Raw genomic sequence first — 24,561 nt, 5'->3', positions numbered from 1 at the left:
TTCCCACATTCCAACAGGATAGCAATAGCAAATCTGATTGGAATTCTTTAGTTTTGAATGTAGCTAGCTAAGGGAAGATTACAGGGCAGCAAAATGGATTTGGTGGAACTTGCCTATGGCTTATATTTTACCCGACGTGTCAATGGAGGGAAAGCCGATATTTCGGACATTGTAGGGTGGCTGGAAGAAAGTTTTAATGAAGATCTGTCACAGGCCTACCGCATGTTCATTGATATTACCCGGCGCAAAAACATCAGCTTAACGAAAGGTCTCGATGAGATGCGGGAAGCTATCCGTGGGCATGTTGAGGAATCATTACGTTATAAACCAAAGAAAACCCGATCCAAAACATAATATTTTCAGCAAAAAGAAAACTATACCAATATGTCAGTCTTGTGAAAGGATTTGACTTCTTCCATACCGAAAAACCAACATTTCCCATAAGGCAGTGCAATAATATCCTCCGCACCTTACGATATTGGAAAAACCACATTCCTTTTTATATCCCGGCCTTCAAGAACACCTAAAACACCTCCCATTCCACGAAAAATCCCCCCCCAAAAAAATCGATCCCAACATCCCCATATTGGGAAAGCCCCGTCTGCACCCTTGCCAATTTTGACCCCATAAAAGGACACGTTCTTTGACATTGGGGGAAGAAGCATTCCCGGTGCGAGCCGGGAATTATAGTGCAGTCGGGCAGTATTATCGCCGCATACGTGTATGCAGGGAGTGCCGCACCGATGAACCATAGGCAGCCGGTTTCGGCGGGTATGTAGTTACCCACGTGAGTATTCCCGACAACAGTAATATACAGAGCGTCCTCTCCCGTAGCGATACGTTAACATGAACCATAAGAATACGGTAGATATTCAACAGCAGAAAAATAGACAACAGGGGGCGAAAGCCCCTTTTGTTGTTTTTTGCCAGCACAGGCCTACCATCAATGACGAACCTTGAACTTCTAACTTAAAAAATAATGACAAAATGGATAGATGCAGAGCAGATCAAAGATCAGGTCTCACTGGTTGACCTGCTCACCCGACTCGGCCATGCTCCGGCCTACCGCTCGGGCAAAGAATTATTTTATAGGAGCATGCTCCGTGAGGAAAAATCACCCTCACTATGCGTCAACGAAAATCTCGGCGTATGGTTCGATCACGGAGGAGCCAATTCCTCCGGAATAAAGGGAGGCAATGTCATCGACTTCGGATTGTCTTATTGGCATCCCATAACGTTCCCCGAGGTACTCGAAAAAATAAGGAATGCCATGGCACTGCCTATACAGGAAATTACCGATGCAGACTTTCGGGAAAAACGTCCCCGCCAAGAGGCAACACGTATTCCGAACTATCGGATAATTGGCGTGAGAGAACTCGGCAACCATCCAGCCATTTCCCGTTATCTCCAAAGCCGGGGTATTTGGGAACAAGCCCAGGGCAGGATGAAAGAGATACATTATGTGATCGCCGCAGGTCCAAAACAAGGACGTGAGTTTTTTTCCGCAGGTTGGCAGAACGAGACCGGGGCATGGGAACTGCGCAACAGGATCGGGGATCGTGACTTCAAGTCCTGTCTGGGGCGTAAAGCAATAACGTTTGTACCCGGAAGCGAGGACTGCCTCTCGGTGTTCGAGGGATATATGGATTATCTGAGCTGGCTCCGTGATAATCCCGAAGCAGTAGATTCCGTCATTGTCCTCAATTCGGTCAACCTCATTGACAGTGCTATAGACAAGGCCGCAACCTATGCCCGGATCAATGCTTACTTTGACCGTGACAAGGCTGGGGAGACCGCGTTCCAAATCCTGCAACAGGCATTGCCACATGTCCAAGACCGATCCCTTACCTATGCAGGATACAATGATTACAACGAGATGCTGATGTCTCGCCCGCCTCTCCGTCTCCCATGGGAAGAAAGCAACATCTTCGACAAGGTCTTGGCGACCTACCGCAGATGACAAAATAGGCTATATAAGAAGCCCATCCGCTAAACACTTAGTTAATAGGCAGGCTAATCAATTAGCAAACAAAGCCACATAGTAGACACCTAATAAGCGGATAGGCTGATTAAACAATAGGCAGTTAAGCCAATAGGCAGGCTAAATGATTATATAGCCAATCAATGAGCCATCATAACGGATAACCGATAAGCTATATAAGCCATTATGTTGCATAGCGAATAGCGGATAGGCTAAGATATCAGCAAAACAGGAACACGACCAAACAGACAAGGAAGAAACCCAGCATGCCAACAGCCTCCCCACGACCCTCCGGCGTTTCCCCACGCAGCCACTGAAGCGCCAGCAAGGGGAAACGCCCGGTCAGGAACCAAAACCCTGCGTGTTTTACTCCCTGCAAGTTGTGTTTTCGGGTACCCCGAAAACCACCTTGCCTTTGCCCTGCGGCACCCCGATGGGAAGCCACAGGGCAAAGGGGGAAAAACCTGCGCAACTTGGTTTTTCTTCCAAACGCTGACAAAAGCCCCCATTTTAACCCATGAAAAAAGACAAAAAAAAGGTCGGAAGACCTCCCATGCTGACCGGAAAACGGACACGCATCATCAAGGCCAAACTCACCGATGATGAGTTTGAAGCCCTGCTCCACATACAGAAAGAATCCGGACTGAACCGCACGGAAGTCATCCGCAGGCGTGTCCTATATGGCTCGGCCGCTGTGACCCTGATCAATCCCGCAGAACTCCTATGGGCACTCAATGGCATTGGTGCCGAACTCGGCAGGGCGGGAAACAACATCAACCAGTTGTCGAGACACGCCAACGTGCTGAACAAACAAGGTAGGCTAAGCCCGCAGATCGTGGCATATTTCAATGCACGGTTCTCCGACTATATCAACACCCAACAGGAACTCGAAAAACTGCTCCGGCAGATCCTGCGGGAAATGAAAAACACCTAAGCACACATCGATGATCGTCAAGATACTCAAGAAATCAGCAACATTCAAAGCTGTTAACTACAATACCGGAAAGGTAGACAAGAACCGTGGCGAATTGCTCCTCGCCAAAAATTTCGGTGTTCTGCAAGGGATGGAAAACCTCCGGCCACAGGACTACATCAACTACTTCGAAGCTGTTTCCTCACGCAGTACACGTATCAAATATCCGCAGTTCCATGTTGCCATATCCACCAAGGGCAGGTCGCACAGCAAGGAAGAACTTGCCGACATCGCCAAAAAATGGATGCAGGGCATGGGTTACGGAGAACAGCCCTACCTGCTTATCTTCCATAAGGATACGGCCAATAACCACGTCCATCTGGTGTCTACCCGGGTGGGAAAGGATGGCAAGAAAATCTCCGACAGATACGAGAAACTCCGGGCATACCGGATACTGAACCAAGTCATGGGGGAGGACGAAAGAAAGGTTTTGGCAAACCATCTGCAAAAAGCACTCTCCTACAACTTTTCTACCCGAGCACAATTCATGATGTTGCTCGAAGTACAGGGATATGCCCTAACCCTAAAGGATAATCGCTATTCCATAAGCAAATACGGTCGCCAACTTGACAGCATCGATATATCCAAGGTAGATGATAGGATCGCATCCCGGCATAAAGACAGCGCAAGGGTAGGACAGATCAGGGCATTCATTGAAAGGTATCGACTCCAGTATGACCCGTCCGTTGAGCATACCGAAGCCGGCTACCGCTCGGCACTTGCGAAATTCCTGCACGGCACGTTTGGGATACAGATCATCTTCCACAGCAAGGACGGCAAACCGCCCTATGGCTATACGCTCATCGACCATGCGAAAGGTGCAGTGTACAAGGGAGGAGAGATCATGTCCCTGAAAGAATTCATAGCAAGACCGCAGGAACAGGATACAAGGCATGTCGCCGAGAAAAATGCCATCTCGGCAGAGCGTCCGGAAGTGCCTATGGAAGACACCGACCTGCTACCATGGGAAGAAAACCTCGATAGCGGAGCATCCGTTGAAGACAATAACTACGGCTACGAGAGTACCAGTCCACCAAGATACACCGAACCCGATATCGAAATGCCTATTCCAACACTCGATATCAATATCTCCGACGACATCGATGACGAAGCCATACTTGGCCGAAACCGTCGCCGCCAGCGCAAGGCACGTACCAACACAAGATAACAATGCTAAACAAACATCCGCACTATGGTCATTTTAATAGGAAACCAAAAAGGCGGGGCAGGCAAGAGTACGCTCACCCTGCTCCTTGCCAACTACCTCACATCCGTGCACGCCCGAAAGGTCACCGTGCTCGACATGGACTACCAACAGTCCGTATCCTCCAAATACGACAAGGCAAAGGTTCTCGAAAACGAGGCTCCATACGAGGTCATCCCGGTAGACCTTACCCATTTTCCCGTACTCTTACAGGTACTGACCAAGAACCCCAAAGAGACGGTGCTGATCGATCTGCCGGGCAAGATGGATGACGATGGGCTGATCCCGGTCATCCTGTCGGGAGACCTGATCCTCTGCCCGTTCAACTACGATGAATTTTCCGTGGACTCGACCTTGCTGTTTGCCATGGTCACGGCAAAAATCAACAACCGTGCGCCACTTGTCTTCATCCCCAACCGGATCAAGGCAACCGTGCGCTACGATACCCGACAGGAGGTGGACAAGGTCATGTCCCAATTCGGAACGGTCACCCCCGGCATCGCCGACCGCATAGATTTCCAACGAGTGGACACCATCCATACGCCGGCTATCGTGCTACCTGCCATATTGCCAACACTCGACCTGATCCATGGCAACTACATAGAGAAAAGGAGTACAACATGAACGAAATAAAATCGCTCGCCGACCAACTCCGTGAAAAGCTCCGTACTGGCGAAACGGATAACAGCCTTGCAACTGCAAAAAACAAAGACCCGCTGCCTCCCATTGAAAAGAAACCTAAAAAGCCTCCAAAACCGTCCCCCGATGGGGAAAGGGCAAACGCATTCTTCCAATCCATCGGGGAATTCCGGATCGAGGGAACAGAAAAAAGCCTCATCCGTGTGGACAAAAGGACAATGAACCTGCTCAAGCGGATCAAACTCGCCAAAGGCGTGGACATGAACCGCTTCATCGTCTACTGCCTGCACCAATACATCGCCCAGCACCCATGGCTGCCCGGGCATATTCACGAAACACTTAAAAACACAGAACTATGAACTGGACAAGTTTCCTACTTACCCTGACCCTCGTCTATCTGGTCTATTATGGTCTTAACCTCCTCTACGACCTGCTCATGTCCCGCAGACCCCCTGCATCCGACAGCAAGGGAGACACGCTGTTCTTCGAAGAAGATATCCGGCCCGAGATTATCGAGTATATCGAACAGCCTACTGTCGAACCTGAACCCGCCAGTGAGGAACCATCGGAACCCATCACACCCAAGGTAGCCCCCATTGGCATACCCGGCAATGTAATATCCACAGGAGCGGTCGGGATCAAGGATCTGTTCAACCTTGCAAAGAACAACCTGATCGAGCATACCGGTGCCATACCTTACTAAAGAATATGTGGCAACGGTTCAGGTCATGGACGGCAGCAGCCGTCCTTTTTTGTATCCGGCCTGCAATGGCCATTGCACAGCCCGGCATCAATGAGTTCTACCGTGCTTCTGGCGAAATGCACCGATGGTATTTCAGCCTTTCCGATCTGGTACTGGTCATCGGAGCCATTGCAGGCATACTCGGAGGACTGCGCATCTACACCAACTGGCAGTCCGGCAAGCACCACCATATCGATGCACAGGTCATGGGCTGGTTTTTCTCCTGCCTGTTCCTGATCCTTGTCGGCGCTTTCCTCAGAGCACTCTACGGAATCAGTTAATCCATTTTTTCACCCTTTAATTTCGTATTACCAATGACAGTCAAAACAAAAAAACTGTTCGCATCCGCTGCGCTTGTCCTTGCAGCAATCCAAACCTATGCCCAGACCGGAGGCGGTGCCACGGGCATCAACGCAGCGACGTCCTCACTGACCAGTTACGTCGATCCCGTATCGACATTGACGCTGGCGATTGGTGCCGTTGTCGGGATCATAGGCGGTGTCCGTGTCTATATCAAATGGAATTCCGGCGACCAGGACATCAACAAGGAATTGATGGGCTGGATGGGATCCTGCATCTTCCTCGTCTTGGTATCAGTGGTCATCAAGGCATTCTTCGGCGTGTGATGATCCGTATGTACGCTATTTACAAGGGGCTGCAGAAGCCCCTTGTTTACAAAGGTTTCAAAGGAAAGTTCATCGGCTGGGGGATCGGTTCCCTCGCACTCGGACTGGTCGGAGGAGGCCTCACAGGGGCACTGACCAATATGTACCTCGGAGGTACGATCGCCGTGATCGCCATAGCTGGTGGGCTGACATTTACCTTTTACCGACAGAAAGACGGATTGCACGACAAGACCCGCCACAAAGGCGTATTCATCCATCCCTTACACCTTAAGAAAAACTATGCAGACCCATCACCCTAAAACAGCGTTCAAAATACCATACGCTGGCATCGACCACTATCAGGACGAGGCGTTGCTCTATGGGGAAAAGGGCGATTTCTCCGCCATCTTCCTTTTGCGAAACCCCGTCATGCAGTACGGGGCCGACCCCGAGCCTTATACGGCCTACCATGGCGTGCTCCTCAATCTCATCAAGATACTTGGAGAGGGTTACATCATACAGAAGCAGGATATCTTCTCCCGAAAGATATACCAAGTGGGCAAAGCGACCGAGTTCCTCCAACAGAAGTATAACGAACACTTCCATGGCAGGGAGTACACCGATATCTCAACCTACCTGACCATTACAAGGCAGGTCAAAAAAGGTACATTCTATGTCCACGACCCCAAGGTACTCGTCGATTTCGGACAGCACATGGACAAGGTACACGATCTCTTGCAAGGTGCAGGTCTACAACCCCATCGGTTGAGCGAGCAGGAAATCCATCGTTATGTGTCACGCATCCTTGCCATGGACTTCTCTTCGGATAACATCGTGCTGGACAACCTGCTCGCCGGAGAACGGCAAATCGGTATGGGCGACCGATCCATACGGAGCATCAGCCTCATCAATACCGATACCATAGACCTGCCGGAGACCATAGGCACGTACAGGCATAAACACGACGGCAAGAACCTCCGGGAGTTTCCTGTCGACAATCTCTTCTTCCTACACCAAGCACCGGACTATCGATGTATTGTCTACAACCAGTTAATCGAAATACCCGGGCAACAGGCAACGCTCAATAAACTCGAACTCAAGCGCAAACGGCACTCGGGTGTACCCGATCCGGCAAACCTGATCTGTGTGGAAGATATCGACCAGCTATTGGTGGACGTGGCTCGGGAGAACCAACTCCTCGTAAATGCCCACTTCAATATTGTCCTATGCGCAGACGAGAGCAGGGTTGACAAGGCGACAAACTTCATCGAAGCGGCTTTGTTCCAGCAGGGCATCATTCCCTCACGAAATGCCTATAACCAGCTTGAGCTGTTCCGCACGGCATTACCCGGCAATAGCGTGGAACTCAAAAAATACGACTGGTTCCTGACCACGTCCGATGCAGGCCTCTGCCTGCTTTTCAAGGAGTCCATGCAGGTCGACGAAAAATCTGATTTCCTTATCCGTTTCACGGATAGACAAGGGATTCCAGTAGGCATCGACCCCGCAAACCTAAATACAGGCCGATTGAACAATAGGTCAAAATTTACATTAGGCCCCAGTGGATCGGGAAAATCTTTTTTCATGAATGCGCTCGTAGAACAGTACTGCCTCTACAACATGGACGTGGTAATCGTCGACACCGGAGATAGCTACTCGGGGCTGTGCAGTTACTATGGAGGAAAGTACATAACCTACACGGAGGAAAAGCCCATTTCCATGAATCCTTTTTCCATGACACAAAAAGAGTTCAATCTCGAAAAAAAGGATTTCCTCAAAACCCTGATTGCCCTACTCTGGAAAGGAGCGGACGGGCACCTTACGCAAATTGAGGATACGGTACTGTCCAATGTGCTATCTTCCTACTACTATGAGCATTTTTGGCTCGACCCCGGGCCCCAGAATCCACGGAGACCTGCAAAGCTGGACTTCGACTCCTTTTATACGTATTCCGTGGAGAGGATACGTGAAATCACCGAACAGGAATCGGTAACCTTTGATCTTGACGAATACCGATACGTCCTACGAAAGTTCCATTCCGGGCAGGAATTCGGTACGGTGCTGAATGAGGATGCCGATGCCTCCCTATTTGCCGAACCTTTTATCGTATTCGAAATTGACAACATAAAAGAGAACAAAATCCTATTCCCTATCGTGACGCTGATCATCATGGACGTATTCCTGCAAAAGATGCGTCACCGAACCTCGCAACGAAAAGCCCTTATTATCGAGGAAGCATGGAAAGCGATTGCAAGCCCCCTAATGGCTGGATACATCCTCTATCTGTACAAAACCGTGCGGAAATTTTGGGGAGAGGTTATCGTGGTCACGCAGGAACTTGGCGACATATTGGGCAATGCCATCGTCAAGGACAGTATCCTCGCCAACTCCGATACCATCTGTCTGTTGGATCAGTCCAAATTCCGGGAGAACTACGATGCCATTGCCAAACTGCTGTCCATCAGTGATACAGAACGGCGCAAGATCTTTACGATTAACCAACTGGAGAACAAGGACGGACGGGGCAGGTTCAAAGAGGTCTATATACGTAGGGGTGCTACTGGCGAGGTCTACGGTGTAGAGGTATCCCTCTACCAATACCTATGCTACACGACCGAAAAGCCCGAAAAAAATGCCGTGCAGATCTACGTTCAGGAACATGGAAACTATCAGGCAGGACTCGAGGCATTTGTAGCCGATTTGCAGGCAAGCGGTCTTCCGCTTGGTGCATTTGTTTCCAAGATCAACCAGACGGCACTTCCATTGCCCGCCACGACGTGAATCCTATTATCCACCCTTTAGCACAATACAACGATGAAAAAATTATGTTTTATACTCGTCCTGCTTTTTTTCGCGGCAGGACTAAGGGCACAGATCTATATCGATCCCGCCGTGGCAGCCGCTGAAGCAGCCCATGCCGCCGTCATCAACGGACAGCTCAATACCACCAATGATAACCTTACGCTTATCCAGCGAGGACAGCTTGCCGTGACAGGGCAACTGGTCATCGTCAACGACCTGCAGGACAAGATATATAAAGGTCTCAGTGAAGTCTCAGCGGTCGCGCGCAACCTCCTTGCGATAAAGGACATTGCCGATATAAGTTCGGATATCGTCCGGGATGTGAACCGGGCTATGGATATTGCGGGGAGCAACCCCGTATTGCTCCTGTTTGCCGAACAGGGCGCAAGGGAATTCAAGACCCGGGCGACCGCACTGGCTACCGAGGTAGGTTCCTTTGTCACCCGAGGGGGAAAGGATAACCTCATGGACTCAGGCGAACGTGCAAAGCTGCTCAACCGGATCGTCTCGGAACTGACCATCCTGCGTGGGGTGGCTTACGGAATGTACCGATCCATGTATTGGGCAAAACAGCGTGGCATACTGAACTCCCTTAACCCATACGCTGGCTTTATAAACATCGACAAACGCATCGCCGATGATATCATCCGCAATGCCAAATACCTACGGCAATGAGGGCGATTTTCATAATGGGGCTTTTTTGGGTCGCGCTATCCAACCAAGTCCATGCCCAACTGAACGTGGAACTCCTCCACCAACTGGTGCAGCACAGCAAAGATGAACATAGCCGCCAACAGACAGCACGGAACAGGCAGGCCGTTACCTCGGCCAACGAAGAAGTCAACCGTTCCAAAATGGACGAACTCAAGCAAAAGTACCGTAGGTTGCAACGGAGGTTCCATACCCTCGGGCTTGCCATCGATGCCACCCAAATCGGCATACACGCAGCCCCCATCATCACGGAGATCATCGAGCACCAAAAGACCATCGTCAGGCTGGCCGGGGATGATCCCCTGCTCATTGCCTTGGCATACCAAACGGAGATGGACATTGCCGACAGGGCGTACATGCTTAGCCGATACCTTTATGCGCTTGCCATCAGCTTAGGCGACCTTAACCAGATGAAAGCCAGCGACCGAAGACTGCTCTTCGGGCACGTGCTGACCGAACTCAGGCGTATAGCCGGAACATCCCGGGGGCTGGCGGCAAATATGTACTACACCAACCGAAAGAGGATGCTCGAATCCATGAATCCCTTTTCGGAATTCGTCAACCGTGACAGGCAACTCGTCGACAATATCCTCTCGAAACTTAAACAGATCAGGCAATGAATATAAGCAAATCCATCCCCCTAATACTCTGTATCCTATTGGGTACGGCAAAGGCCTACGGACAGAACTACGTCACCATCATCTACGATGCCAAACATCTTGCCATCGTCGGTGAGAATGCCGCAGTGCGATCAGCCGCTGAAGTTACCCACAACAGCTACCTCAGCACGATCAAAGAACGGTTGGACGACATCAATCTCAATGTCAGTTCCGTGGTATTGGTACAGGACATGATCCACCGTGCGCTGACCGAAGTAGACCAGGCACTTCGTACCGGATTGACCGTCCGCCAGATCGGTCAGATCGGTGCCGAGATCATCCATGAATGTGACCTGATGATACAGACCGCAAGGGGTGCACCGCACCTGCTTCTCTTTGCCGAGGATGTGGCCCAACAGATGAAAAACCGGGGCGTAAACCTTGCCAGTGAAGTTTCCGGGTTTATCCTCAAAGAGGGGCAGAACGTACTGATGGACTACGAAAAGCGGGATGCCCTACTTCGCAAAATTGTCCTCGAGTTACGTGTCATGAGGGCACTTGCGTACAGCATGCACCGATCCATGTACTGGGCGAAATTCAATGGCATATTCAGGACACTCAATCCCTACGGGCAGTTCATCAACCAAGACAAACGGCTGGTCGACGACATCATCTACAAGATCAACACCTTAAAACAATGACAACATGAAAATCCACCTTATCCTATGGCCTGCCATTGCCCTGCTGTCACTGATGCAGGCAGTGGCGCAGAACGTCAAAAGACAGACGGACAAACATATCGTACACCAGCAGGAACGTATGGTATTCAAACAGTGGGATCGGAAAAAGTTCACGCCCACAAAGGGCTTTCTCGGCCTCAATTATCAATACTGGCTCACATGGGCGTGGCATCCCAATTACCCCAAGACAGACCTGCGGCCACTGAGTGCTTCCGGGCCCCAGACACAGCGACTGTTGCTCGTAGCCGCAATGAAGAACACCGAGGAGGCCTACAAGAAGCATGCGGATACCCTGCGCAATACCGCCCTTACCGAAACGGTCAATTATGCCGGTGCCGTCTCAGCTACCGACCCGTTATGGCAACTTTATTACAAGCACGAATTCCACCCCTTGCTGCAATCCAATGGCCCATCTGCTCTGGACGGAACGGAACCCACGGTCAGGGATTACCTCACCCGCACTGGCGCATTGGATTGGTATCTCGAAGAAACCCGGACACTTGCCGAACGCCTCGAGGGCGCAAGGACTACAAACCTTGACAGGGGATCACGCATCATTGCCTACCATAGGATGCTTGATGAGTACCGAAAACTCTCCTCCATGTGGGAAACAAAGAAACAAAGGGCAAAACTTTATCTGTCGCTGACCAAGACCAATGAGAATGTTCGGCAATCCGGGCAGGCCGTTACCGTACCGCCCGGCAGGACGGACAGTCAGATTGCCGATGACGTGCTAAGCAAATCCAAACTCTAAAACATTTCCGAATGAATCTTACAACATTATTCACGGGGGGCGTCCTTGCTCAGGGAAGCCCCGTCAGTGTACCTGACTCCTTTAAGGATATCTTCAATTTTCTACAGGGGAACGGTGTCTATGAGGAGGGCATGATGCACTTCCTCAAACAGATGAAGAATACCATCTGGACACACTACGATGCATTTATTGCTGATGCACAGGCACTCTGTGCCATCTTTATGCTTGTATTTTTTGCCATCAAGACCTATGAAATGATGGCAGGCGACAAGCAGATGGAGATTATGCCTTTGCTCAGACCGTTCGGTCTGGTCATAGTCATTCTTTGGTGGCCGACCTTTACCCGTGTCATTGCCTATCCCACGGACATCGTGGCCAACAAGACCGAAGCCATGTTCGATGGAAGCCAGACCGAGGTCAACAACCTCCGTCTCCAGCGAGCCAAGCTGATGGTCGACCTTGCCGATCAGTTGCTCACCGTACAGGCAGAGACCGAAACCGCAAAGATAGAGGCTGACACATGGTACGGAAAGGCATGGGAATCCGTCAAGTCCTCTGTGAAAGAGGGCTTCGCCGAAGTATGGAATCCCATTGTCGAGATGCGAAACCGTTTACAGGTAAACCTGCAATTGCTGGCAACCTCCATACTGGAAACCCTTGCGGTATGGCTCCTACGCATCTGTGTATACGTCATCTTTATCATACAGATCATCTTCTCGACGATCCTGATCATACTTGGCCCTTTTTCCGTAGCCGCCAGTATCCTGCCCGCCTTTCGAGACTCGTTCAGCACATGGATAGCACGTTTTGTCTCGGTCAACCTCTATTCGGGCATTGCCTATCTGGTCATGTACGTGGCATCGCTCTTCCAGCATTACGCCATGGAAGCGGAGATCACCCGGTATCAGGCATTGGTGGGAACGACTGGTGCCGATCTCGAGAAGCTGACCGTGTTCGCAAGTAACGGAATCCTCTCATTCGGTATCGTCATCGGCACATTTGTCATCGGTGCCCTGACCATGCTCACCGTACCGAGCATCTCCACGTGGATCATCTCCACCTCCGGCATCTCATCAGCGGCCTCTACCGTGGGCAGGGGAGCATCGGGAATGTCCCGCATGATGGCAAGAATAATAACCAAAAGATAAACAGAAACAATGATTATCAAGAATATAGAATCCAAGGTGCGCCTTGCCACATTCCTTTCGGCAGGTAGCCTGATCGCAGCGGTGCTTATGGTACTGGCGGTGTCTTTCTTTGCCTATCGGCAGGTGGTGGATGCACGAAAGAGCATCTATATCATAGATGCGGCGAATGTGCCGATGCCCGCAAGGCAGACCGATGTACAGATGAACCGTGAAGCGGAATACCGCTCGCACGTAGGACGCTTCCATAGCCTGTTCTTTTCGCTTACCCCTGACGACAAGTTCATAGAGCATCAGATGAAACAGGCAATGTACCTCATCGACGAGAGTGGTGCGCTCCAGTACAACAACCTCAAGGAAAAAGGCTTTTTCAATTCCATTCTTTCCTCAAGTGCCGTACTGACCATCCGCACCGACAGCATACACATCGATATGCCACAGCGTTACTTCCGCTACTACGGTACGCAGAAGATAGACCGACGGAGTTCCACAATTGTGCGCTCCCTCGTTACCGAGGGCTACCTCGCAGATCTCGAAATACGCTCGGACAACAACCCTCACGCCGTACTGATCACCGGATGGAAAACACTCGAAAACAAAGATTTACAAAATGTCCAGAAAAACACCTTCTAACCCCGATCCCGATACAGGGAAAACAGGTGGCATCCGTCAATATCTTCGACAGATCGGTGCATTTGCACGTCGGTCGGTGGAACGGTATCCGTTCCATTTCCTTGCAGGTATGCTCGTCTGTATCATCGGCTCCGGTATCCTCGCGTTTACCGTCATGCGTGTAAACACCCCACATGCGCTGCCCGCTTTTCCAAAACCTCCGGCAAGCGGCATAGGCAATGGCATCACCGATATGATGGGTACTTACGGTGCCTTGCAGGAGGTAACTGCCCTACAGGATACCATCGCCGCCATTATCGGAAAGGACAGTCTCGATGCTACGGACAGCATCCGGCTTACCGATGCGTTAAAACGCTTTGAGCTGATCCAGCAATCCATATACCATAAAAATAGCAATCCATGAAAATAGATTTTAGAAAACCACGGTACGTCATACCGCTCATCCTGCTCCCATTCCTCTGTATATTCTTCTATGTGTACAAAAGCAGCTTTGGCAAGGAGCAGCCACCGCAGGCCGGAAAGGACTCCCTGCAGACCGATCTGCCACATGTGTCCGATCAGGTACGCAATCGGGCGCTATCGGATAAACTTGATGCCTATCGCAACCAGTACAAACAATCCGATGGATATACGGCCATAGGCCACATACAGGAGGAACAAGCCTCCTCCGAAGTGCCCAATACACTGTACAACGAAAGCGAACGGAGGATGCTCGACTCCATCGATAAGGTCATGAAAGGACGTTATGGCCCAAGTCCCGGAACGGTATTCCCCGATGCAGTTACACAGGTACCGACTCCAGATTCGGAAGATGCCCATGACAAGGCTTTGGCAGAAGCACTCGCCATGGCAAGGCAATCTGACGATACGCCACATGCCCAATCCCAGCCCACACAACCCGACCCCATGGAACTGTTCAGGAAACAGATGGAACTCGTCGACAGTCTGGGCAAGGCCAACGATCCGGAATACCGTGCCGAACAGGAAAGACTTAGGCAGGCTGAACTGCTTGAGACCGAACGTAAGCAACAGACCACCCTTGCTGTCAGCAAGGCAAATGGCAACACCTCTGTCTTTAATACCGTCACACCGGATCGCAACGAAACCTTTATAACCGCCATCGTTGACCAGGACATAAAGGGATACGCAGGATCACGCCTACGGATAAGACTACTTGAGGACATGACGGCGGGTAGCTTCCTTATCAAAAAGGGAACCTACATCTATGCCCAGATATCAGGCTTCACAGGACAGCGTGTCAATCTCAGCGTGACCTCTATCATGAACGGACAGCACATCCTCCCGGTCAGGCTCGAGGTTTACGACCACGATGGGCTACAGGGGCTGTATGTCCCCGCCTCGGCTTTCCGTGAATTCACGAAAGACCTCGGGGGCAATGCAAGTCAGGGTATCACCTTACAGCAGGCCGCCGAAAATAACAGCCAACTGGTCATGAGTATGGTGCAGAAAATGTTCCAATCCACCAGCACGGCGGTCAGTAAAGCCATCCGGCAAAACAAGGCTAAAATCAAATACAATACACTGGTCTACCTAATCGATCCCGAACAATTACGCAACACCCAAAAGAACTATTAAACACCACGTAAATGAAAACATTAATCGTTATCCTATCCCTGCTATTCGCAGGAACCCACCTCAGCGCACAGGAAAAAGCAGGAACCTACCGTGACGAACTGCCCGGCATCATCATGGATGCCAACACCTCTCTGCACGTCATATCCCCAGAACCTATACGCTATGTGGATATTTCCACACATGACATAGTCGGCGACCTTCCCGAGGAAAACGTTCTTCGCCTCAAGTGGGTTCCCGACTCGGCCAATACAGCATGTCATCAATCGGGCAGTCTCGGAGTCGTGACGGTCATCGGCGAAAGCTTCATCGCGCAATACCAACTGCACGCTATAAAGGGAGTGCCGGAAAGTGGACTGGCGACCAGTTTCAATATCCTGCCCGGACATACCCGTCCGCTTCATGTTCCTGTCGAAATGACCACACCGGAATTACTGAATCACGCTCTTGGCCTGCTTTCAAAACGCAACACCGCACCCATCCGCAAGGCGAGTGACTACGGCATACGTGCAGAACTCAACAACATCTACACGGTAGGCAATCTTGTACTCTTGGACATTACCTACCGCAATTCCACCAATCTTGCTTACGATATCGACGAGATGCGATTTAAGATTGAGGACAGGAAGATCACCAAGGCTACCAACGTCCAATCCATCGAGATAAAGCCGATTTGGCAACTCTATCCACATGGCTCTTTCAAGCGTACTTACCGGAATATCTATGTCCTGAAAAAAGCAACGTTCCCGGCAAGCAAGGTGCTGAATGTGGAGCTTTCCGAAAAGCAGATATCCGGCAGGACAATAACACTGAAGATCAGGTATAAGGATGTCCTTGGCGCGGACAGTTTCTAAGCTTTGTTGTAACCCTTTAAAACCAAATTTTGATGAAAGACTTGATTGGAACAACGGTCATGGTACATCCCGAGCTGACACAAGATCCGGTAAATAAGCAAGGACAGATGGGAACAATTACCCATCTCGTTGATGAAGACCGCCTCGCTTACGTCAGGTTCAAAAATGATGTAATAGGCCTTTACAGCACGGATGCCCTGTTAATGCTCATCCCCCCGGAACTCGTAGTGGATAAATTGCGGACTGAAATAGGTATATTCGAAATGGATGCCTCGGAAGTCGTAGACATTTTGGAAATGTATCAGCTGCATGCAACCAGAATACCGGAAGTCCAACAGGAAGCACTTGATTGGGCAATGACCCATGACAGGATTTCCAAAGCTATTGTATTCAGCGTTGAGGACAGGATCGGGTTTCAGTTAGACAGACCCGACCAACAACAGAAACCGGGGAGGGGGCGTTAATAGCCCCCTCAAAGTTTTTACCCCCTTAACAACGGAATGGCAGAATTGCCTTCCGACCATTCAAATCAAATCATTTATGGAGGAAACTAAAGAACAGCAGGCGATGCTCCGCTTCCTGCAATTCGGCATTTACCTGTCCGTAGCGATAGACATCCTTATGTTCATCTATGCGGAAAAAGTTGCGGTCAGTCCAATCAGCGAGCGTTACGGATTTTCACACTTCCTCGAACGATTGGCACGGATCGCCATCTACCATTACCCGCTCCACAGCAAACTGTTCACTTTGATCCTGATTTGCCTCGTGTCCATCGGTACACTCAGTCGAAAAGAAAAAGACCTCAACCCCAAGAATGCGATTGCCTATCCACTGGTAGCCGGATTGTTGCTGCTATCGGCAAGCCTTTGGTTTTACGGCAAACAGGGAGGATGGCCTTTGCCCTACACGAGCTGGTATGATCTCGGTTACATCGGGTGCAGTATTATCGGCACACTTCTGCTCCACACCGCCATGGATAACGTGTCCAAGATCATCGGCTCACGGATCGGAAAGGACAGGTGGAACGTGGAAGAAGAATCTTTCATGCAGCCGACCAAACCCAAGATCACGCCCAATGCCGTCAACATCCCCATGCTCTTTTATTACAAGAAAAAGGTACGCAAGGGATATATAGTGCTTGAGAATTTATTCAGGGGCTGCCTCGTAATCGGAACCCCGGGATCGGGCAAAAGCTTCTCGGTTTTCATGCCGATCATCCGCCAACTGGTGGCATTGGAATGGACACTCTGCGTATTCGATTTTAAGTTCCCGGATCTTGGAGAGGTTACGTATTACCATTACCTGCTCGGTAAACAACAGGGAAAACTGAAAGATTTTCAGTTTCATGTGATTAACCTGAACGAGCCTGAAAAAAGCAGGCGCATCAATCCGTGGCGAAGTGATTATTTGCAGACTTTGGCCGAAGCCTCCGAAACTGCTGAGGCATTGGTGGAAGCGATGAAGAAAGGAGACAAGGCAAGCGGGAGCGACCAGTTTTTCACACAATCCGCCGTCAACTTTCTGGCTGCCTGTATATACTTTTTCAGCAAGTACGAGGGAGGGAGGTATTCCAGCTTCCCACACGTACTGGCATTCCTTAACCGATCCTACGAGGAAATCTTTACGGTACTGTTCAGTAACAAGGAACTTGGGTCTCTCCTCTCGCCTTTCATGACCGCATATAAGGCACGTGCTTTTGACCAACTTGAGGGGCAGGTCGGTACGCTCAAGATTTTCATCAGCCGTTTGGCTACCAAGGAAACCTTTTGGGTATTCTCGGGCGACGATTTCGACCTCAAGATAAGCAATCCGAAAGCACCGTCCATACTGATATTGGCGAGTAACCCGAATACGCAGAGTACGAACTCCGCATCGTATTCCGTGGTCATCAACCGGATTACCAAACTGATCAACACAAGGGGCAATATCCCCGTGGGTCTGGTGGTGGACGAGGCGCCAACTTTGTATATTTTCAAAGTTCAGGATATCATCTCACAGGCCAGAAGTAATCGCGTTTCTGCCATCTTGGGGGTGCAGGGATTGACCATGTTCAGGCAACAGTACGGCAAGGAAACCGCTGACACGATCACCTCCATCGTAGGAAACATCCTCAGCGGATCGATCCGTGACAAGGACGGCCTCGAATGGATGGAACGCTTGTTTGGAAAAGTGAAACAGATGGGCGAGAGCCTTTCCATCGACCGGACAAAAACATCCTTATCCATAAATGAGAAACTCGAACCGCTCATACCGGCAGGCAAGATCGCATCACTCAAGGCAGGCGAAATGGTCGGCATCCTTGCATCGGATGCCGTCGATAAATATACCGGACAATTCGAGACATCCGCTGTAAACTGCCGTATAGACCTTGACCTCGAAGCCATCCGTAAAGAGGAAGAAGCCTATCCCGACCTACCGATATTCTATGATTTCGGAGATCGCAAGAACGAGATACTCATGCAGAATTTTGACCGTATCAACAAGGAGATACAGGATGTCGTCTCAAAATTCAAACCTGCCACACCCCCCAGACCTGCTCCGCAGGGCAAGGGTTCCATGCGCCCGGGCTTCAGGCAATAACTGTAAATAAAAGAACTCAATGAAATGAAGGAACTAATAGGCAAACCCGTAATGGTGCATCCCCTGTTACCAACAGACCCGGCAGATAGGCAAGGGCATCTCGGCACAATTTCCCATGTAAGCTATGACAACGAAATAATAGAGGTCAGCTTCGAGGACGGAGAAAAATCCCTTTATCTTACAGATGCCCTATTGGTACTCAAATCGTACAGGGAACTGTCCCGTGACATGACGGATGGATATCAGCAACTTGATGCAAAGGAACTCAAGACCCTGACCGACATCAATGCAATCCTTGAGAATGGAACGCTGGCACAGCAACATGAAGCCTTCCGCATGGCACTCTCGAACGAACGGATCCTCCGTTTGGTAACGGTCTCCCTTACAAGCAGACTGGAACTGATGCTCCCGGAGGAGATGCACCCATACTGGCAGAAAGGAGCAAGGCGATGACCCTGAGTGGACTGAACCTCCCCATCTTTCTAATCATGCTGTTTTTACCTCATCTGATATTGGCCCAAGTACCAACCAAACGGATAGCACTTTATCCAATGGAGGGATCAACACCCGTTCGTGAGGCTCCGGTCATTGCCATGAACCACAATGATATCCATGTCCTGCCCAACCCTTCGGCACCGAAAGTTGTCATGCCTTTAGCCGAATACAGGATTACTTCGGGGTTTGGGTGGCGCAGGCATCCCGTTACTGGCAAGCAGGGCTTCCACAACGGTATCGACCTTGCCATCCGGGCAGGGGTTGTCCGAAGCATGATGCAGGGAACGGTCGAATCCACAGGCTACCACAGAAACCTTGGCAACTACGTATGTATCGACCATGGGTTTGTAAAGAGTACCTACGGACACCTATCACGGGTAACGGTAATTAACGGACAGTCTGTCTCCGCCGGATATCCTGTGGGTATTACAGGCAATACCGGGCGAACAACAGGAGAACACTTGCATTTCAGCATCCGCAGGAACGGCACCTACATTGACCCGTGGAAGTTCCTGCAAAGCATTTTGCAACATATCGAAAACGAAAAATAATCAATTTTTTATGGAAAATCAATTTATAGAAAGCGATCTCCCGATAGGGGATCTACGGAAACTCGGTCTGATGAAAAATGGCAAACCCAATCTTTCGGATGAAGACATCGAAGCCCTGCTTTCAGGGAACAGGACAGACCTTATCACCCTGCAAGACCTACACGGCGATGGAATCCACATCACAAAAATGGATGCTAAACTATCATTGCAAAGGGCTGAAACCGGACATATATCCATACAGCTTCACCCCATCTACCGGGATATCAAGAAACACCCGATGCTATTGGAGGCCGAAGCAGACCAGCTTGAGCAGGGAGCACTGACCCATGTCCTGAAAACTTATCAGACAGGAGACGGCAAGAAAAAGACATGGGTCATTGAATACGATCCGGAGACCCGCGAATTCATTTCCTCAGACCCCCAAAAGGTACAGGCGCCAGCAAAAATCAATGGCGAGAAACTTTCCGAACTTCAGAAAGAGCAGTACCGTAACGGCGAGGTTGTCCAGCTTTCGGATGGTACACGCCTGCAACGCCGAGCGAGCAGCCGTAGCGGGGTCACTTCCAACAGGGATGCACTCATGTACTCGCTCATCCTCGATGGAGGGATTTCTTACATGTTGCTCCGTGGCCTGCGCAACCTTTTTGGCAGCAAAAACGCACAGAAAGATGCGTACACAGAGGGCTATCAAAGAGCACTGCAGGATATGCAACAGATGCAGCGAACAAAACAAGCACCTGTCTACCAATATGAAAATGAGCAGGAACAAAAACAGCAACAGGTGCATGGGAAAGGCCGCAGTCGCTAATTCAGCATGCAAATGCTCAAGCAAATCTGTCCAGATGTCATGGACTACTTCCGCCCTTGGTTCGTCACCCTCACGCCCGATAGCGTAGCGTGTTTTAGTGGCACAGCGGGTGTGGCAGAACCACACATGGCAAGGCAGCATTTCATGTTTCACTCCGCCATTGACACTCTGTGCTTCTGTCACCTGTATCCCCACCTGCTCCAAAAACCCGGCAGCAATGTGTTCACGGCCTTGGGATCAATACCAACAGCTGGACAATTGCAGGAACTGAAAAGGCTGTTTCCCAATGCGAGGACGGTCGGTGTATTCGACGACGACCTATGCGGCAAGGTACTTGATTGCAAGGTATCGTTATGGCAAATGAACAGGGATGCCCTCTTCACTCTTATTGACGGAAAGGTATCTTTTAATTACAAGGGCAACACCTTCGAAATTCCTAAAGAGAAGTTTTCTCTGCACCGCTTTCGGACGATCACCGGGATACGTTCCTCCTATCGAACCCTCAAACCAAAAGGGTTTGTGTCCTTTGCATCGATGCTTGCTTGTAGTTTAAATAACCAATAAACCCAAATGTAGTATCATGATACCCGAACACTTTAAGCAGAATACAAGCCTCGAGATAAAGGTTTTCGGCTTCCCCGTAAAGGTCGACTATAAATTCTATTGGCCTGAAAAGCGGGAAAATCAAAAAGACCCATTAATCAGTCACATCGAGTACCGAGCAGAATCTTATGTCATCAGCGAAACTGGATACCGATCCCATTTTTTTCACACACAGGCGCTAAACGGAACGGATTACGGTTCCATTGAGGAACTGGTAACCTCCATCGGCGAGAGCCTCGCACTACAAAACGGCTACAAGCCACCACCACGAGAGCAGTTGACCCTTTTCTGATCACTCAAAGAACATTTTAAAACCTCAAAATTCAAACGACATGAATGAGAAAAATCTGGAATACCTGAAGAAAACATTAGAAAATCTTGGCTTCGGTAAAAAACTCAATGATGTGCTGGAAACCGCAATAAGCCGGGAGATGCCCAACTTTAGTCTTGGCATCGCTACCCGGATGAGGCCAGCAGAAAGCAAGGAGAACAACGCTATGAGAACGGAAAACATCGATTTCAAGATCAATTTTAACCGATCCAAAGAAAGCGATATGTACTTTCTCAACAACTATAAGGTAACCTTGACAAGGAAAGACGACCCCATTGTCAGGGAACAAACCTTTGATCTGATGAGAGACCACCGTATAACGGCATTGCAGGCATATAAGCTATTGTCCGGCCTTTCCTTTGAAAAGGAAGTGTATCTACGGGGCCACAATGAAAACAGGGAGCAGAGCGAGGGGCAGCCCCAAAAAATATCGATGTGGTTCAAACTCAACCTTGACGTGACCGATGCCTATGGCAACCATCCCCTGCGTACCTTCCGCCCGGAATATGGTTATGACCTTGGCAAAGCGATTGCAAAATACCCGATTAAAGGGCTTGATGTTCCTGAAAAGTTGCAGGAGGCCATGACCACTATGCGAAACGGCAACTATTACCATGGCGAAATGACCATCGGCAAGAAAAGTGTTCCGGTAACCATCGCTGCCAATCCTCAGATCAAGACCATTGACATCTATGATAAAAACATGGTCGAGATACGTGATGAGGCTATTTTCCCCGAGCAGGCCAAGACTAAAAAAACAGAACAGGAACAAGCCAAGGAGGTCGGCAATGATCCTAAGCAAACGCAGCAAGTTGAGCAGCCCTGGGTGCAGGAAACCGAGCTGGACACAGGACGTAAACGGGGGAGGTAAACCATGGCAAACTATTGCTCCAACCACATAACATTTATCGGCCCGAACAGTGATAAAGCATTATCCCATTTTGCTTCTTTAGGCAACAATGCATTCCCTTTTCTTGATATTTATGTATCGGAAGATTACGTATTATTTGAATCCCGATGGTCACCGCCGATAAAGGAGCTTAATCAATTGGCTGAAAAACTATCCGTCAGCTATAAACTCGATTTTGATATTCCCCATGAGGGTCGGGAATCATACTCATATACCTGTCTGCAGGAGGAAACCCTCGAACCCCCGGCGGAGCAAGTGCGGGAATTCATCAACAGGGCACAGACTGAGACACAGCCTAAGGGAACGGAGAGGCTCGTGGATGATTTTTTACTGAACCGCACGTTCAGTCTCCGTGAGCTGGGGTTGTTTTCCTGCCTTTTAAAAAAGCGGCTTGCCGAAATACACAGAAAGAACGATACCAGTCAAACCCCATGGAAATCCAACGACCTATCCACAGACAGGAAAAGAGGCCGTTAGACTGACCCGCCCATTGCCTTGCAGGAGAGCGGATCGTTCTTTTGCCGCTGCGCACCACGCTAACGCCGAGTGCGTTCCAGCGACATGAACGCCCGCACACCTTCGGGCACGCACGCATGGAGGTCAGCAGCGCACCCAACCATGGCCAACCAACACTTGCGCACCTGACCACCATGCCTTTGCCAACACACAGGACCACCCTATGACAGGGGGATTTTTCCATCATCAAGTCATTGCAAATGAAAAAACTATTCCAGCGCATAGACCGGATCAGGGCATCTGGCTATGCCATACTTAAACTCGATCCTTCTTCGCCCCACTACTATCTCAACGGTCGTCGTTTTCCGGTACACAGTATCGGAAAAGCCGAACTCAAATGCCGGGTAACACTATTGGTGGATGGCAGGCAGATGGATTTTACAATCAACGATATTCTCTGACCCTTTTTAATACTTAATACTTCATGAATAAGATCAGGCTACGAACCCCCATCAGCTATTACGGTGGCAAACAGAAACTTGCTGCACGTATCGTCTCGCTGATACCCCGGCACAGGCTCTATTGCGAACCGTTTGTAGGCGGTGCGGCTATATTTTTTGCCAAGCGGCCTTCTCAGGTTGAGGTTATAAACGATACCAATAAAGAACTGATTAATTTCTACAGGACGGTCAAGGAAAATTTTACGGCCTTGGAGGCTGAGATACGTACCGCCCTCCATAGCCGGGATCTGCATCGCAAGGCATGGGTAGTCTACAACAACCCCGATATGTTCAACCAGATCAAGCGTGCATGGGCAGTTTGGATACTCAGTACACAATCGTTCGCAGGCATGCTCGACGGAAGCTGGGGCTTTGATATATCTTCCAATACAACAACCAAGAAAATCAATACCAAACGGGATGGATTTACCAAAACATTGGCACATAGATTACAACGGTGCCAATTTGAATGTGCGGATGCACTTTACGTCATCGCAAGCCGGGATACCGAGGACAGCTTCTTTTATTGTGACCCGCCTTATTTCAATTCCGACCTTGGACACTACGATGGATATAGCGAGAAAGATTATGAAAACCTACTCGAACTGCTCAGCAAGATCAAGGGGAAATTTCTTCTGTCTTCCTATCCATCACCGATACTTGAACGGTACACCAAGAAAAATGGATGGCAGAAGTGGTCAATCAATCAAAAGGTATCTGTGAATGCCAAAGGAGGGGATCAAAAAACAAAAACTGAAATGCTCGTAGCCAATTACCCAATTGGAGAGCAACTGATAGCCGAATTTGATACCCCCTTAAACCCGGAAACAGATGGTAATGAATGAAAAGCTGAAAATTGACCCACAAACCATATTCTACCATGGAACGGATGCATTTTTTGAGCATTTCGACGAACAATACCGAGGTAGTAATACCGGGTGGGATAATACCGTACACGGATTTTTCTTTGCCGACAAAAGTGAACATGCCCTCCTTTTTGGCGAAACGGTTATTACCGCACATCTTGACTTTAGGAATCCACTTGACCTGCGTCTACATTCGATTTTCAGCGTTGAAAATCAGGCGTCGCTTATATGGGAAATCCTAACCGGGGATAAACTGGACAATAAAGAAGCCCTGCAAACCCTATATGATGAGATAGCCTCGGCGAAATTGCGGATATGTACGGCAGTCTTCATGGCGAAGATGCCCACCTGATGATGGAACGTGCAGGGTATGATGGTATTGTCTCCGACTTGGGAGACGAACAGTCAGAGTACGTTGCATTCAATGCCCGGCAGATCACCATCCTATCCATTGACAGAATACTGTCTACTGGAAGAACCCGCTGA

At 49.7% G+C, this 24,561-nt stretch carries 34 protein-coding genes; 33 read left to right on the top strand and 1 reads right to left on the bottom strand.

Annotation, left to right across the window (positions count from 1 at the left end; all coding sequences use genetic code 11):
• The first annotated feature begins 93 nt into the window (after nucleotides 1-93).
• Both IEX60_RS10525 and IEX60_RS10520 read left to right on the top strand, forming a co-directional pair.
• On the top strand, nucleotides 94-354 hold the full coding sequence (locus IEX60_RS10525) for an RteC domain-containing protein (RefSeq protein ID WP_229717513.1): 261 nt from the start codon (nucleotides 94-96) through the stop codon (nucleotides 352-354).
• Between the two features lie 625 nt (nucleotides 355-979).
• Nucleotides 980-1,960 carry a DUF8464 domain-containing protein gene (locus IEX60_RS10520; protein WP_188750294.1) on the top strand — a complete coding sequence of 327 codons (981 nt, stop codon included), beginning with the start codon at nucleotides 980-982 and terminating at the stop codon, nucleotides 1,958-1,960.
• Nucleotides 1,961-2,201: 241 nt separating this feature from the next.
• Here IEX60_RS10520 and IEX60_RS10515 read toward each other — a convergent pair whose 3' ends face one another.
• Complete coding sequence (locus IEX60_RS10515; protein WP_188750292.1) at nucleotides 2,202-2,480, bottom strand: hypothetical protein; 279 nt, start codon at nucleotides 2,478-2,480, stop codon at nucleotides 2,202-2,204.
• 18 nt (nucleotides 2,481-2,498) lie between these two features.
• Here IEX60_RS10515 and IEX60_RS10510 point away from each other — a divergent pair, with 18 nt between their 5' ends.
• The 31 genes from IEX60_RS10510 (at nucleotide 2,499) to IEX60_RS24975 (ending at nucleotide 24,561) form a co-directional block, all read left to right on the top strand.
• The gene (locus IEX60_RS10510) at nucleotides 2,499-2,915 is read left to right on the top strand and encodes a plasmid mobilization protein (protein WP_188750290.1); all 417 of its coding nucleotides are present in this window, start codon (nucleotides 2,499-2,501) and stop codon (nucleotides 2,913-2,915) included.
• Between the two features lie 10 nt (nucleotides 2,916-2,925).
• Nucleotides 2,926-4,122, top strand: a complete 1,197-nt coding sequence (locus IEX60_RS10505; RefSeq protein WP_188750288.1) for a relaxase/mobilization nuclease domain-containing protein — start codon at nucleotides 2,926-2,928, stop codon at nucleotides 4,120-4,122.
• A 24-nt stretch (nucleotides 4,123-4,146) separates the two neighbouring features.
• Entirely contained in the window at nucleotides 4,147-4,782 is a 636-nt protein-coding gene (locus tag IEX60_RS10500) for a ParA family protein (RefSeq protein WP_188750286.1), read from the top strand.
• Nucleotides 4,779-5,156: a hypothetical protein gene (locus IEX60_RS10495; RefSeq protein ID WP_188750284.1), complete on the top strand. Its 378-nt coding sequence runs from the start codon at nucleotides 4,779-4,781 to the stop codon at nucleotides 5,154-5,156. The genes IEX60_RS10500 and IEX60_RS10495 overlap by 4 nt, the downstream gene beginning before the upstream one ends.
• A complete protein-coding gene (locus tag IEX60_RS10490; protein ID WP_188750282.1) occupies nucleotides 5,153-5,500 on the top strand; it encodes a hypothetical protein in 348 nt (115 codons plus the stop codon). Before IEX60_RS10495 ends, IEX60_RS10490 begins: the two co-directional genes overlap by 4 nt.
• 5 nt (nucleotides 5,501-5,505) lie before the next feature.
• On the top strand, nucleotides 5,506-5,820 hold the full coding sequence (locus IEX60_RS10485) for a DUF4134 family protein (RefSeq protein WP_188750281.1): 315 nt from the start codon (nucleotides 5,506-5,508) through the stop codon (nucleotides 5,818-5,820).
• Between the two features lie 33 nt (nucleotides 5,821-5,853).
• Nucleotides 5,854-6,165 carry a DUF4134 domain-containing protein gene (locus IEX60_RS10480; protein WP_188750279.1) on the top strand — a complete coding sequence of 104 codons (312 nt, stop codon included), beginning with the start codon at nucleotides 5,854-5,856 and terminating at the stop codon, nucleotides 6,163-6,165.
• 8 nt (nucleotides 6,166-6,173) lie between these two features.
• Nucleotides 6,174-6,464: a DUF4133 domain-containing protein gene (locus tag IEX60_RS10475; RefSeq protein WP_229717512.1), complete on the top strand. Its 291-nt coding sequence runs from the start codon at nucleotides 6,174-6,176 to the stop codon at nucleotides 6,462-6,464.
• Nucleotides 6,445-8,925 (top strand): TraG family conjugative transposon ATPase, encoded by a 2,481-nt coding sequence (locus IEX60_RS10470; RefSeq protein ID WP_188750275.1) that lies wholly within the window; start codon nucleotides 6,445-6,447, stop codon nucleotides 8,923-8,925. The genes IEX60_RS10475 and IEX60_RS10470 overlap by 20 nt, the downstream gene beginning before the upstream one ends.
• 33 nt (nucleotides 8,926-8,958) lie before the next feature.
• Nucleotides 8,959-9,621 carry a hypothetical protein gene (locus tag IEX60_RS10465; RefSeq protein ID WP_188750273.1) on the top strand — a complete coding sequence of 221 codons (663 nt, stop codon included), beginning with the start codon at nucleotides 8,959-8,961 and terminating at the stop codon, nucleotides 9,619-9,621.
• Nucleotides 9,618-10,277 (top strand): hypothetical protein, encoded by a 660-nt coding sequence (locus IEX60_RS10460; protein ID WP_188750271.1) that lies wholly within the window; start codon nucleotides 9,618-9,620, stop codon nucleotides 10,275-10,277. Before IEX60_RS10465 ends, IEX60_RS10460 begins: the two co-directional genes overlap by 4 nt.
• Complete coding sequence (locus tag IEX60_RS10455; RefSeq protein WP_229717511.1) at nucleotides 10,274-10,957, top strand: hypothetical protein; 684 nt, start codon at nucleotides 10,274-10,276, stop codon at nucleotides 10,955-10,957. Before IEX60_RS10460 ends, IEX60_RS10455 begins: the two co-directional genes overlap by 4 nt.
• A 4-nt stretch (nucleotides 10,958-10,961) precedes the next feature.
• Nucleotides 10,962-11,750 (top strand): hypothetical protein, encoded by a 789-nt coding sequence (locus tag IEX60_RS10450; RefSeq protein ID WP_188750269.1) that lies wholly within the window; start codon nucleotides 10,962-10,964, stop codon nucleotides 11,748-11,750.
• An 11-nt stretch (nucleotides 11,751-11,761) separates the two neighbouring features.
• Nucleotides 11,762-12,898, top strand: a complete 1,137-nt coding sequence (locus tag IEX60_RS10445; RefSeq protein ID WP_229717510.1) for a TraJ family protein — start codon at nucleotides 11,762-11,764, stop codon at nucleotides 12,896-12,898.
• Between the two features lie 9 nt (nucleotides 12,899-12,907).
• Nucleotides 12,908-13,528, top strand: a complete 621-nt coding sequence (traK, locus tag IEX60_RS10440; RefSeq protein ID WP_188750267.1) for a conjugative transposon protein TraK — start codon at nucleotides 12,908-12,910, stop codon at nucleotides 13,526-13,528.
• Nucleotides 13,506-13,931 carry a hypothetical protein gene (locus IEX60_RS10435; protein WP_188750265.1) on the top strand — a complete coding sequence of 142 codons (426 nt, stop codon included), beginning with the start codon at nucleotides 13,506-13,508 and terminating at the stop codon, nucleotides 13,929-13,931. Before traK ends, IEX60_RS10435 begins: the two co-directional genes overlap by 23 nt.
• A complete protein-coding gene (gene traM / locus IEX60_RS10430; RefSeq protein ID WP_188750263.1) occupies nucleotides 13,928-15,124 on the top strand; it encodes a conjugative transposon protein TraM in 1,197 nt (398 codons plus the stop codon). The genes IEX60_RS10435 and traM overlap by 4 nt, the downstream gene beginning before the upstream one ends.
• An 11-nt stretch (nucleotides 15,125-15,135) precedes the next feature.
• Nucleotides 15,136-15,975 (top strand): conjugative transposon protein TraN, encoded by an 840-nt coding sequence (gene traN, locus IEX60_RS10425; protein WP_188750261.1) that lies wholly within the window; start codon nucleotides 15,136-15,138, stop codon nucleotides 15,973-15,975.
• 32 nt (nucleotides 15,976-16,007) lie between these two features.
• The gene (locus IEX60_RS10420) at nucleotides 16,008-16,439 is read left to right on the top strand and encodes a hypothetical protein (protein ID WP_188750259.1); all 432 of its coding nucleotides are present in this window, start codon (nucleotides 16,008-16,010) and stop codon (nucleotides 16,437-16,439) included.
• A 76-nt stretch (nucleotides 16,440-16,515) separates the two neighbouring features.
• Nucleotides 16,516-18,555: a type IV secretory system conjugative DNA transfer family protein gene (locus IEX60_RS10415; protein WP_188750258.1), complete on the top strand. Its 2,040-nt coding sequence runs from the start codon at nucleotides 16,516-16,518 to the stop codon at nucleotides 18,553-18,555.
• A gap of 24 nt (nucleotides 18,556-18,579) precedes the next feature.
• The gene (locus IEX60_RS10410) at nucleotides 18,580-19,008 is read left to right on the top strand and encodes a hypothetical protein (protein WP_188750256.1); all 429 of its coding nucleotides are present in this window, start codon (nucleotides 18,580-18,582) and stop codon (nucleotides 19,006-19,008) included.
• Nucleotides 19,005-19,601 (top strand): M23 family metallopeptidase, encoded by a 597-nt coding sequence (locus IEX60_RS10405; protein ID WP_188750254.1) that lies wholly within the window; start codon nucleotides 19,005-19,007, stop codon nucleotides 19,599-19,601. The genes IEX60_RS10410 and IEX60_RS10405 overlap by 4 nt, the downstream gene beginning before the upstream one ends.
• 10 nt (nucleotides 19,602-19,611) lie before the next feature.
• Nucleotides 19,612-20,409 carry a DUF4099 domain-containing protein gene (locus IEX60_RS10400; protein ID WP_188750252.1) on the top strand — a complete coding sequence of 266 codons (798 nt, stop codon included), beginning with the start codon at nucleotides 19,612-19,614 and terminating at the stop codon, nucleotides 20,407-20,409.
• Between the two features lie 12 nt (nucleotides 20,410-20,421).
• Complete coding sequence (locus IEX60_RS10395; protein WP_188750250.1) at nucleotides 20,422-20,973, top strand: hypothetical protein; 552 nt, start codon at nucleotides 20,422-20,424, stop codon at nucleotides 20,971-20,973.
• Nucleotides 20,974-20,989: 16 nt separating this feature from the next.
• Nucleotides 20,990-21,304, top strand: a complete 315-nt coding sequence (locus IEX60_RS10390; RefSeq protein ID WP_188750248.1) for a hypothetical protein — start codon at nucleotides 20,990-20,992, stop codon at nucleotides 21,302-21,304.
• 40 nt (nucleotides 21,305-21,344) lie between these two features.
• Nucleotides 21,345-22,214 (top strand): hypothetical protein, encoded by an 870-nt coding sequence (locus tag IEX60_RS10385; RefSeq protein WP_188750246.1) that lies wholly within the window; start codon nucleotides 21,345-21,347, stop codon nucleotides 22,212-22,214.
• Between the two features lie 3 nt (nucleotides 22,215-22,217).
• A complete protein-coding gene (locus IEX60_RS10380) occupies nucleotides 22,218-22,730 on the top strand; it encodes a hypothetical protein (protein WP_188750244.1) in 513 nt (170 codons plus the stop codon).
• Nucleotides 22,731-22,969: 239 nt separating this feature from the next.
• Nucleotides 22,970-23,170: a hypothetical protein gene (locus IEX60_RS10375; protein WP_188750242.1), complete on the top strand. Its 201-nt coding sequence runs from the start codon at nucleotides 22,970-22,972 to the stop codon at nucleotides 23,168-23,170.
• Nucleotides 23,171-23,193: 23 nt separating this feature from the next.
• On the top strand, nucleotides 23,194-24,054 hold the full coding sequence (locus IEX60_RS10370; RefSeq protein ID WP_188750240.1) for a DNA adenine methylase: 861 nt from the start codon (nucleotides 23,194-23,196) through the stop codon (nucleotides 24,052-24,054).
• On the top strand, nucleotides 24,041-24,427 hold the full coding sequence (locus IEX60_RS10365; protein ID WP_188750238.1) for an ADP-ribosyltransferase-containing protein: 387 nt from the start codon (nucleotides 24,041-24,043) through the stop codon (nucleotides 24,425-24,427). The genes IEX60_RS10370 and IEX60_RS10365 overlap by 14 nt, the downstream gene beginning before the upstream one ends.
• A complete protein-coding gene (locus IEX60_RS24975; protein WP_262892315.1) occupies nucleotides 24,427-24,561 on the top strand; it encodes a hypothetical protein in 135 nt (44 codons plus the stop codon). Before IEX60_RS10365 ends, IEX60_RS24975 begins: the two co-directional genes overlap by 1 nt.

Origin of the sequence: Parapedobacter defluvii (assembly GCF_014642075.1) — a bacterium.
GTDB lineage: Bacteria > Bacteroidota > Bacteroidia > Sphingobacteriales > Sphingobacteriaceae > Parapedobacter > Parapedobacter defluvii.
The sequence above is the reverse complement of the archived record's forward strand: the minus strand, read 5'-3'. Positions and strand labels throughout refer to the sequence as shown.

Excerpts from the sequence above, each read along its gene's own strand:
- IEX60_RS10505 (WP_188750288.1), top strand. The coding sequence starts at position 2,926 with ATGATCGTCAAGATACTCAAGAAATCAGCAACATTCAAAGCTGTTAAC.
- IEX60_RS10500 (WP_188750286.1), top strand. The coding sequence starts at position 4,147 with ATGGTCATTTTAATAGGAAACCAAAAAGGCGGGGCAGGCAAGAGTACG.
- IEX60_RS10485 (WP_188750281.1), top strand. The coding sequence starts at position 5,506 with ATGTGGCAACGGTTCAGGTCATGGACGGCAGCAGCCGTCCTTTTTTGT.
- IEX60_RS10480 (WP_188750279.1), top strand. The coding sequence starts at position 5,854 with ATGACAGTCAAAACAAAAAAACTGTTCGCATCCGCTGCGCTTGTCCTT.
- IEX60_RS10525 (WP_229717513.1), top strand. The coding sequence starts at position 94 with ATGGATTTGGTGGAACTTGCCTATGGCTTATATTTTACCCGACGTGTC.
- IEX60_RS10390 (WP_188750248.1), top strand. The coding sequence starts at position 20,990 with ATGATACCCGAACACTTTAAGCAGAATACAAGCCTCGAGATAAAGGTT.
- IEX60_RS10375 (WP_188750242.1), top strand. The coding sequence starts at position 22,970 with ATGAAAAAACTATTCCAGCGCATAGACCGGATCAGGGCATCTGGCTAT.
- IEX60_RS10365 (WP_188750238.1), top strand. The coding sequence starts at position 24,041 with ATGGTAATGAATGAAAAGCTGAAAATTGACCCACAAACCATATTCTAC.
- IEX60_RS10395 (WP_188750250.1), top strand. The coding sequence starts at position 20,422 with ATGCTCAAGCAAATCTGTCCAGATGTCATGGACTACTTCCGCCCTTGG.
- traK (WP_188750267.1), top strand. The coding sequence starts at position 12,908 with ATGATTATCAAGAATATAGAATCCAAGGTGCGCCTTGCCACATTCCTT.
- IEX60_RS10495 (WP_188750284.1), top strand. The coding sequence starts at position 4,779 with ATGAACGAAATAAAATCGCTCGCCGACCAACTCCGTGAAAAGCTCCGT.
- IEX60_RS10410 (WP_188750256.1), top strand. The coding sequence starts at position 18,580 with ATGAAGGAACTAATAGGCAAACCCGTAATGGTGCATCCCCTGTTACCA.
- IEX60_RS10450 (WP_188750269.1), top strand. The coding sequence starts at position 10,962 with ATGAAAATCCACCTTATCCTATGGCCTGCCATTGCCCTGCTGTCACTG.
- IEX60_RS10400 (WP_188750252.1), top strand. The coding sequence starts at position 19,612 with ATGGAAAATCAATTTATAGAAAGCGATCTCCCGATAGGGGATCTACGG.
- IEX60_RS10445 (WP_229717510.1), top strand. The coding sequence starts at position 11,762 with ATGAATCTTACAACATTATTCACGGGGGGCGTCCTTGCTCAGGGAAGC.
- IEX60_RS10435 (WP_188750265.1), top strand. The coding sequence starts at position 13,506 with ATGTCCAGAAAAACACCTTCTAACCCCGATCCCGATACAGGGAAAACA.
- IEX60_RS24975 (WP_262892315.1), top strand. The coding sequence starts at position 24,427 with ATGATGGAACGTGCAGGGTATGATGGTATTGTCTCCGACTTGGGAGAC.
- IEX60_RS10415 (WP_188750258.1), top strand. The coding sequence starts at position 16,516 with ATGGAGGAAACTAAAGAACAGCAGGCGATGCTCCGCTTCCTGCAATTC.
- IEX60_RS10455 (WP_229717511.1), top strand. The coding sequence starts at position 10,274 with ATGAATATAAGCAAATCCATCCCCCTAATACTCTGTATCCTATTGGGT.
- IEX60_RS10465 (WP_188750273.1), top strand. The coding sequence starts at position 8,959 with ATGAAAAAATTATGTTTTATACTCGTCCTGCTTTTTTTCGCGGCAGGA.
- traM (WP_188750263.1), top strand. The coding sequence starts at position 13,928 with ATGAAAATAGATTTTAGAAAACCACGGTACGTCATACCGCTCATCCTG.
- IEX60_RS10420 (WP_188750259.1), top strand. The coding sequence starts at position 16,008 with ATGAAAGACTTGATTGGAACAACGGTCATGGTACATCCCGAGCTGACA.
- IEX60_RS10380 (WP_188750244.1), top strand. The coding sequence starts at position 22,218 with ATGGCAAACTATTGCTCCAACCACATAACATTTATCGGCCCGAACAGT.
- IEX60_RS10510 (WP_188750290.1), top strand. The coding sequence starts at position 2,499 with ATGAAAAAAGACAAAAAAAAGGTCGGAAGACCTCCCATGCTGACCGGA.
- IEX60_RS10460 (WP_188750271.1), top strand. The coding sequence starts at position 9,618 with ATGAGGGCGATTTTCATAATGGGGCTTTTTTGGGTCGCGCTATCCAAC.
- IEX60_RS10475 (WP_229717512.1), top strand. The coding sequence starts at position 6,174 with ATGTACGCTATTTACAAGGGGCTGCAGAAGCCCCTTGTTTACAAAGGT.
- IEX60_RS10520 (WP_188750294.1), top strand. The coding sequence starts at position 980 with ATGACAAAATGGATAGATGCAGAGCAGATCAAAGATCAGGTCTCACTG.
- IEX60_RS10470 (WP_188750275.1), top strand. The coding sequence starts at position 6,445 with ATGCAGACCCATCACCCTAAAACAGCGTTCAAAATACCATACGCTGGC.
- IEX60_RS10385 (WP_188750246.1), top strand. The coding sequence starts at position 21,345 with ATGAATGAGAAAAATCTGGAATACCTGAAGAAAACATTAGAAAATCTT.
- IEX60_RS10405 (WP_188750254.1), top strand. The coding sequence starts at position 19,005 with ATGACCCTGAGTGGACTGAACCTCCCCATCTTTCTAATCATGCTGTTT.
- traN (WP_188750261.1), top strand. The coding sequence starts at position 15,136 with ATGAAAACATTAATCGTTATCCTATCCCTGCTATTCGCAGGAACCCAC.
- IEX60_RS10370 (WP_188750240.1), top strand. The coding sequence starts at position 23,194 with ATGAATAAGATCAGGCTACGAACCCCCATCAGCTATTACGGTGGCAAA.
- IEX60_RS10490 (WP_188750282.1), top strand. The coding sequence starts at position 5,153 with ATGAACTGGACAAGTTTCCTACTTACCCTGACCCTCGTCTATCTGGTC.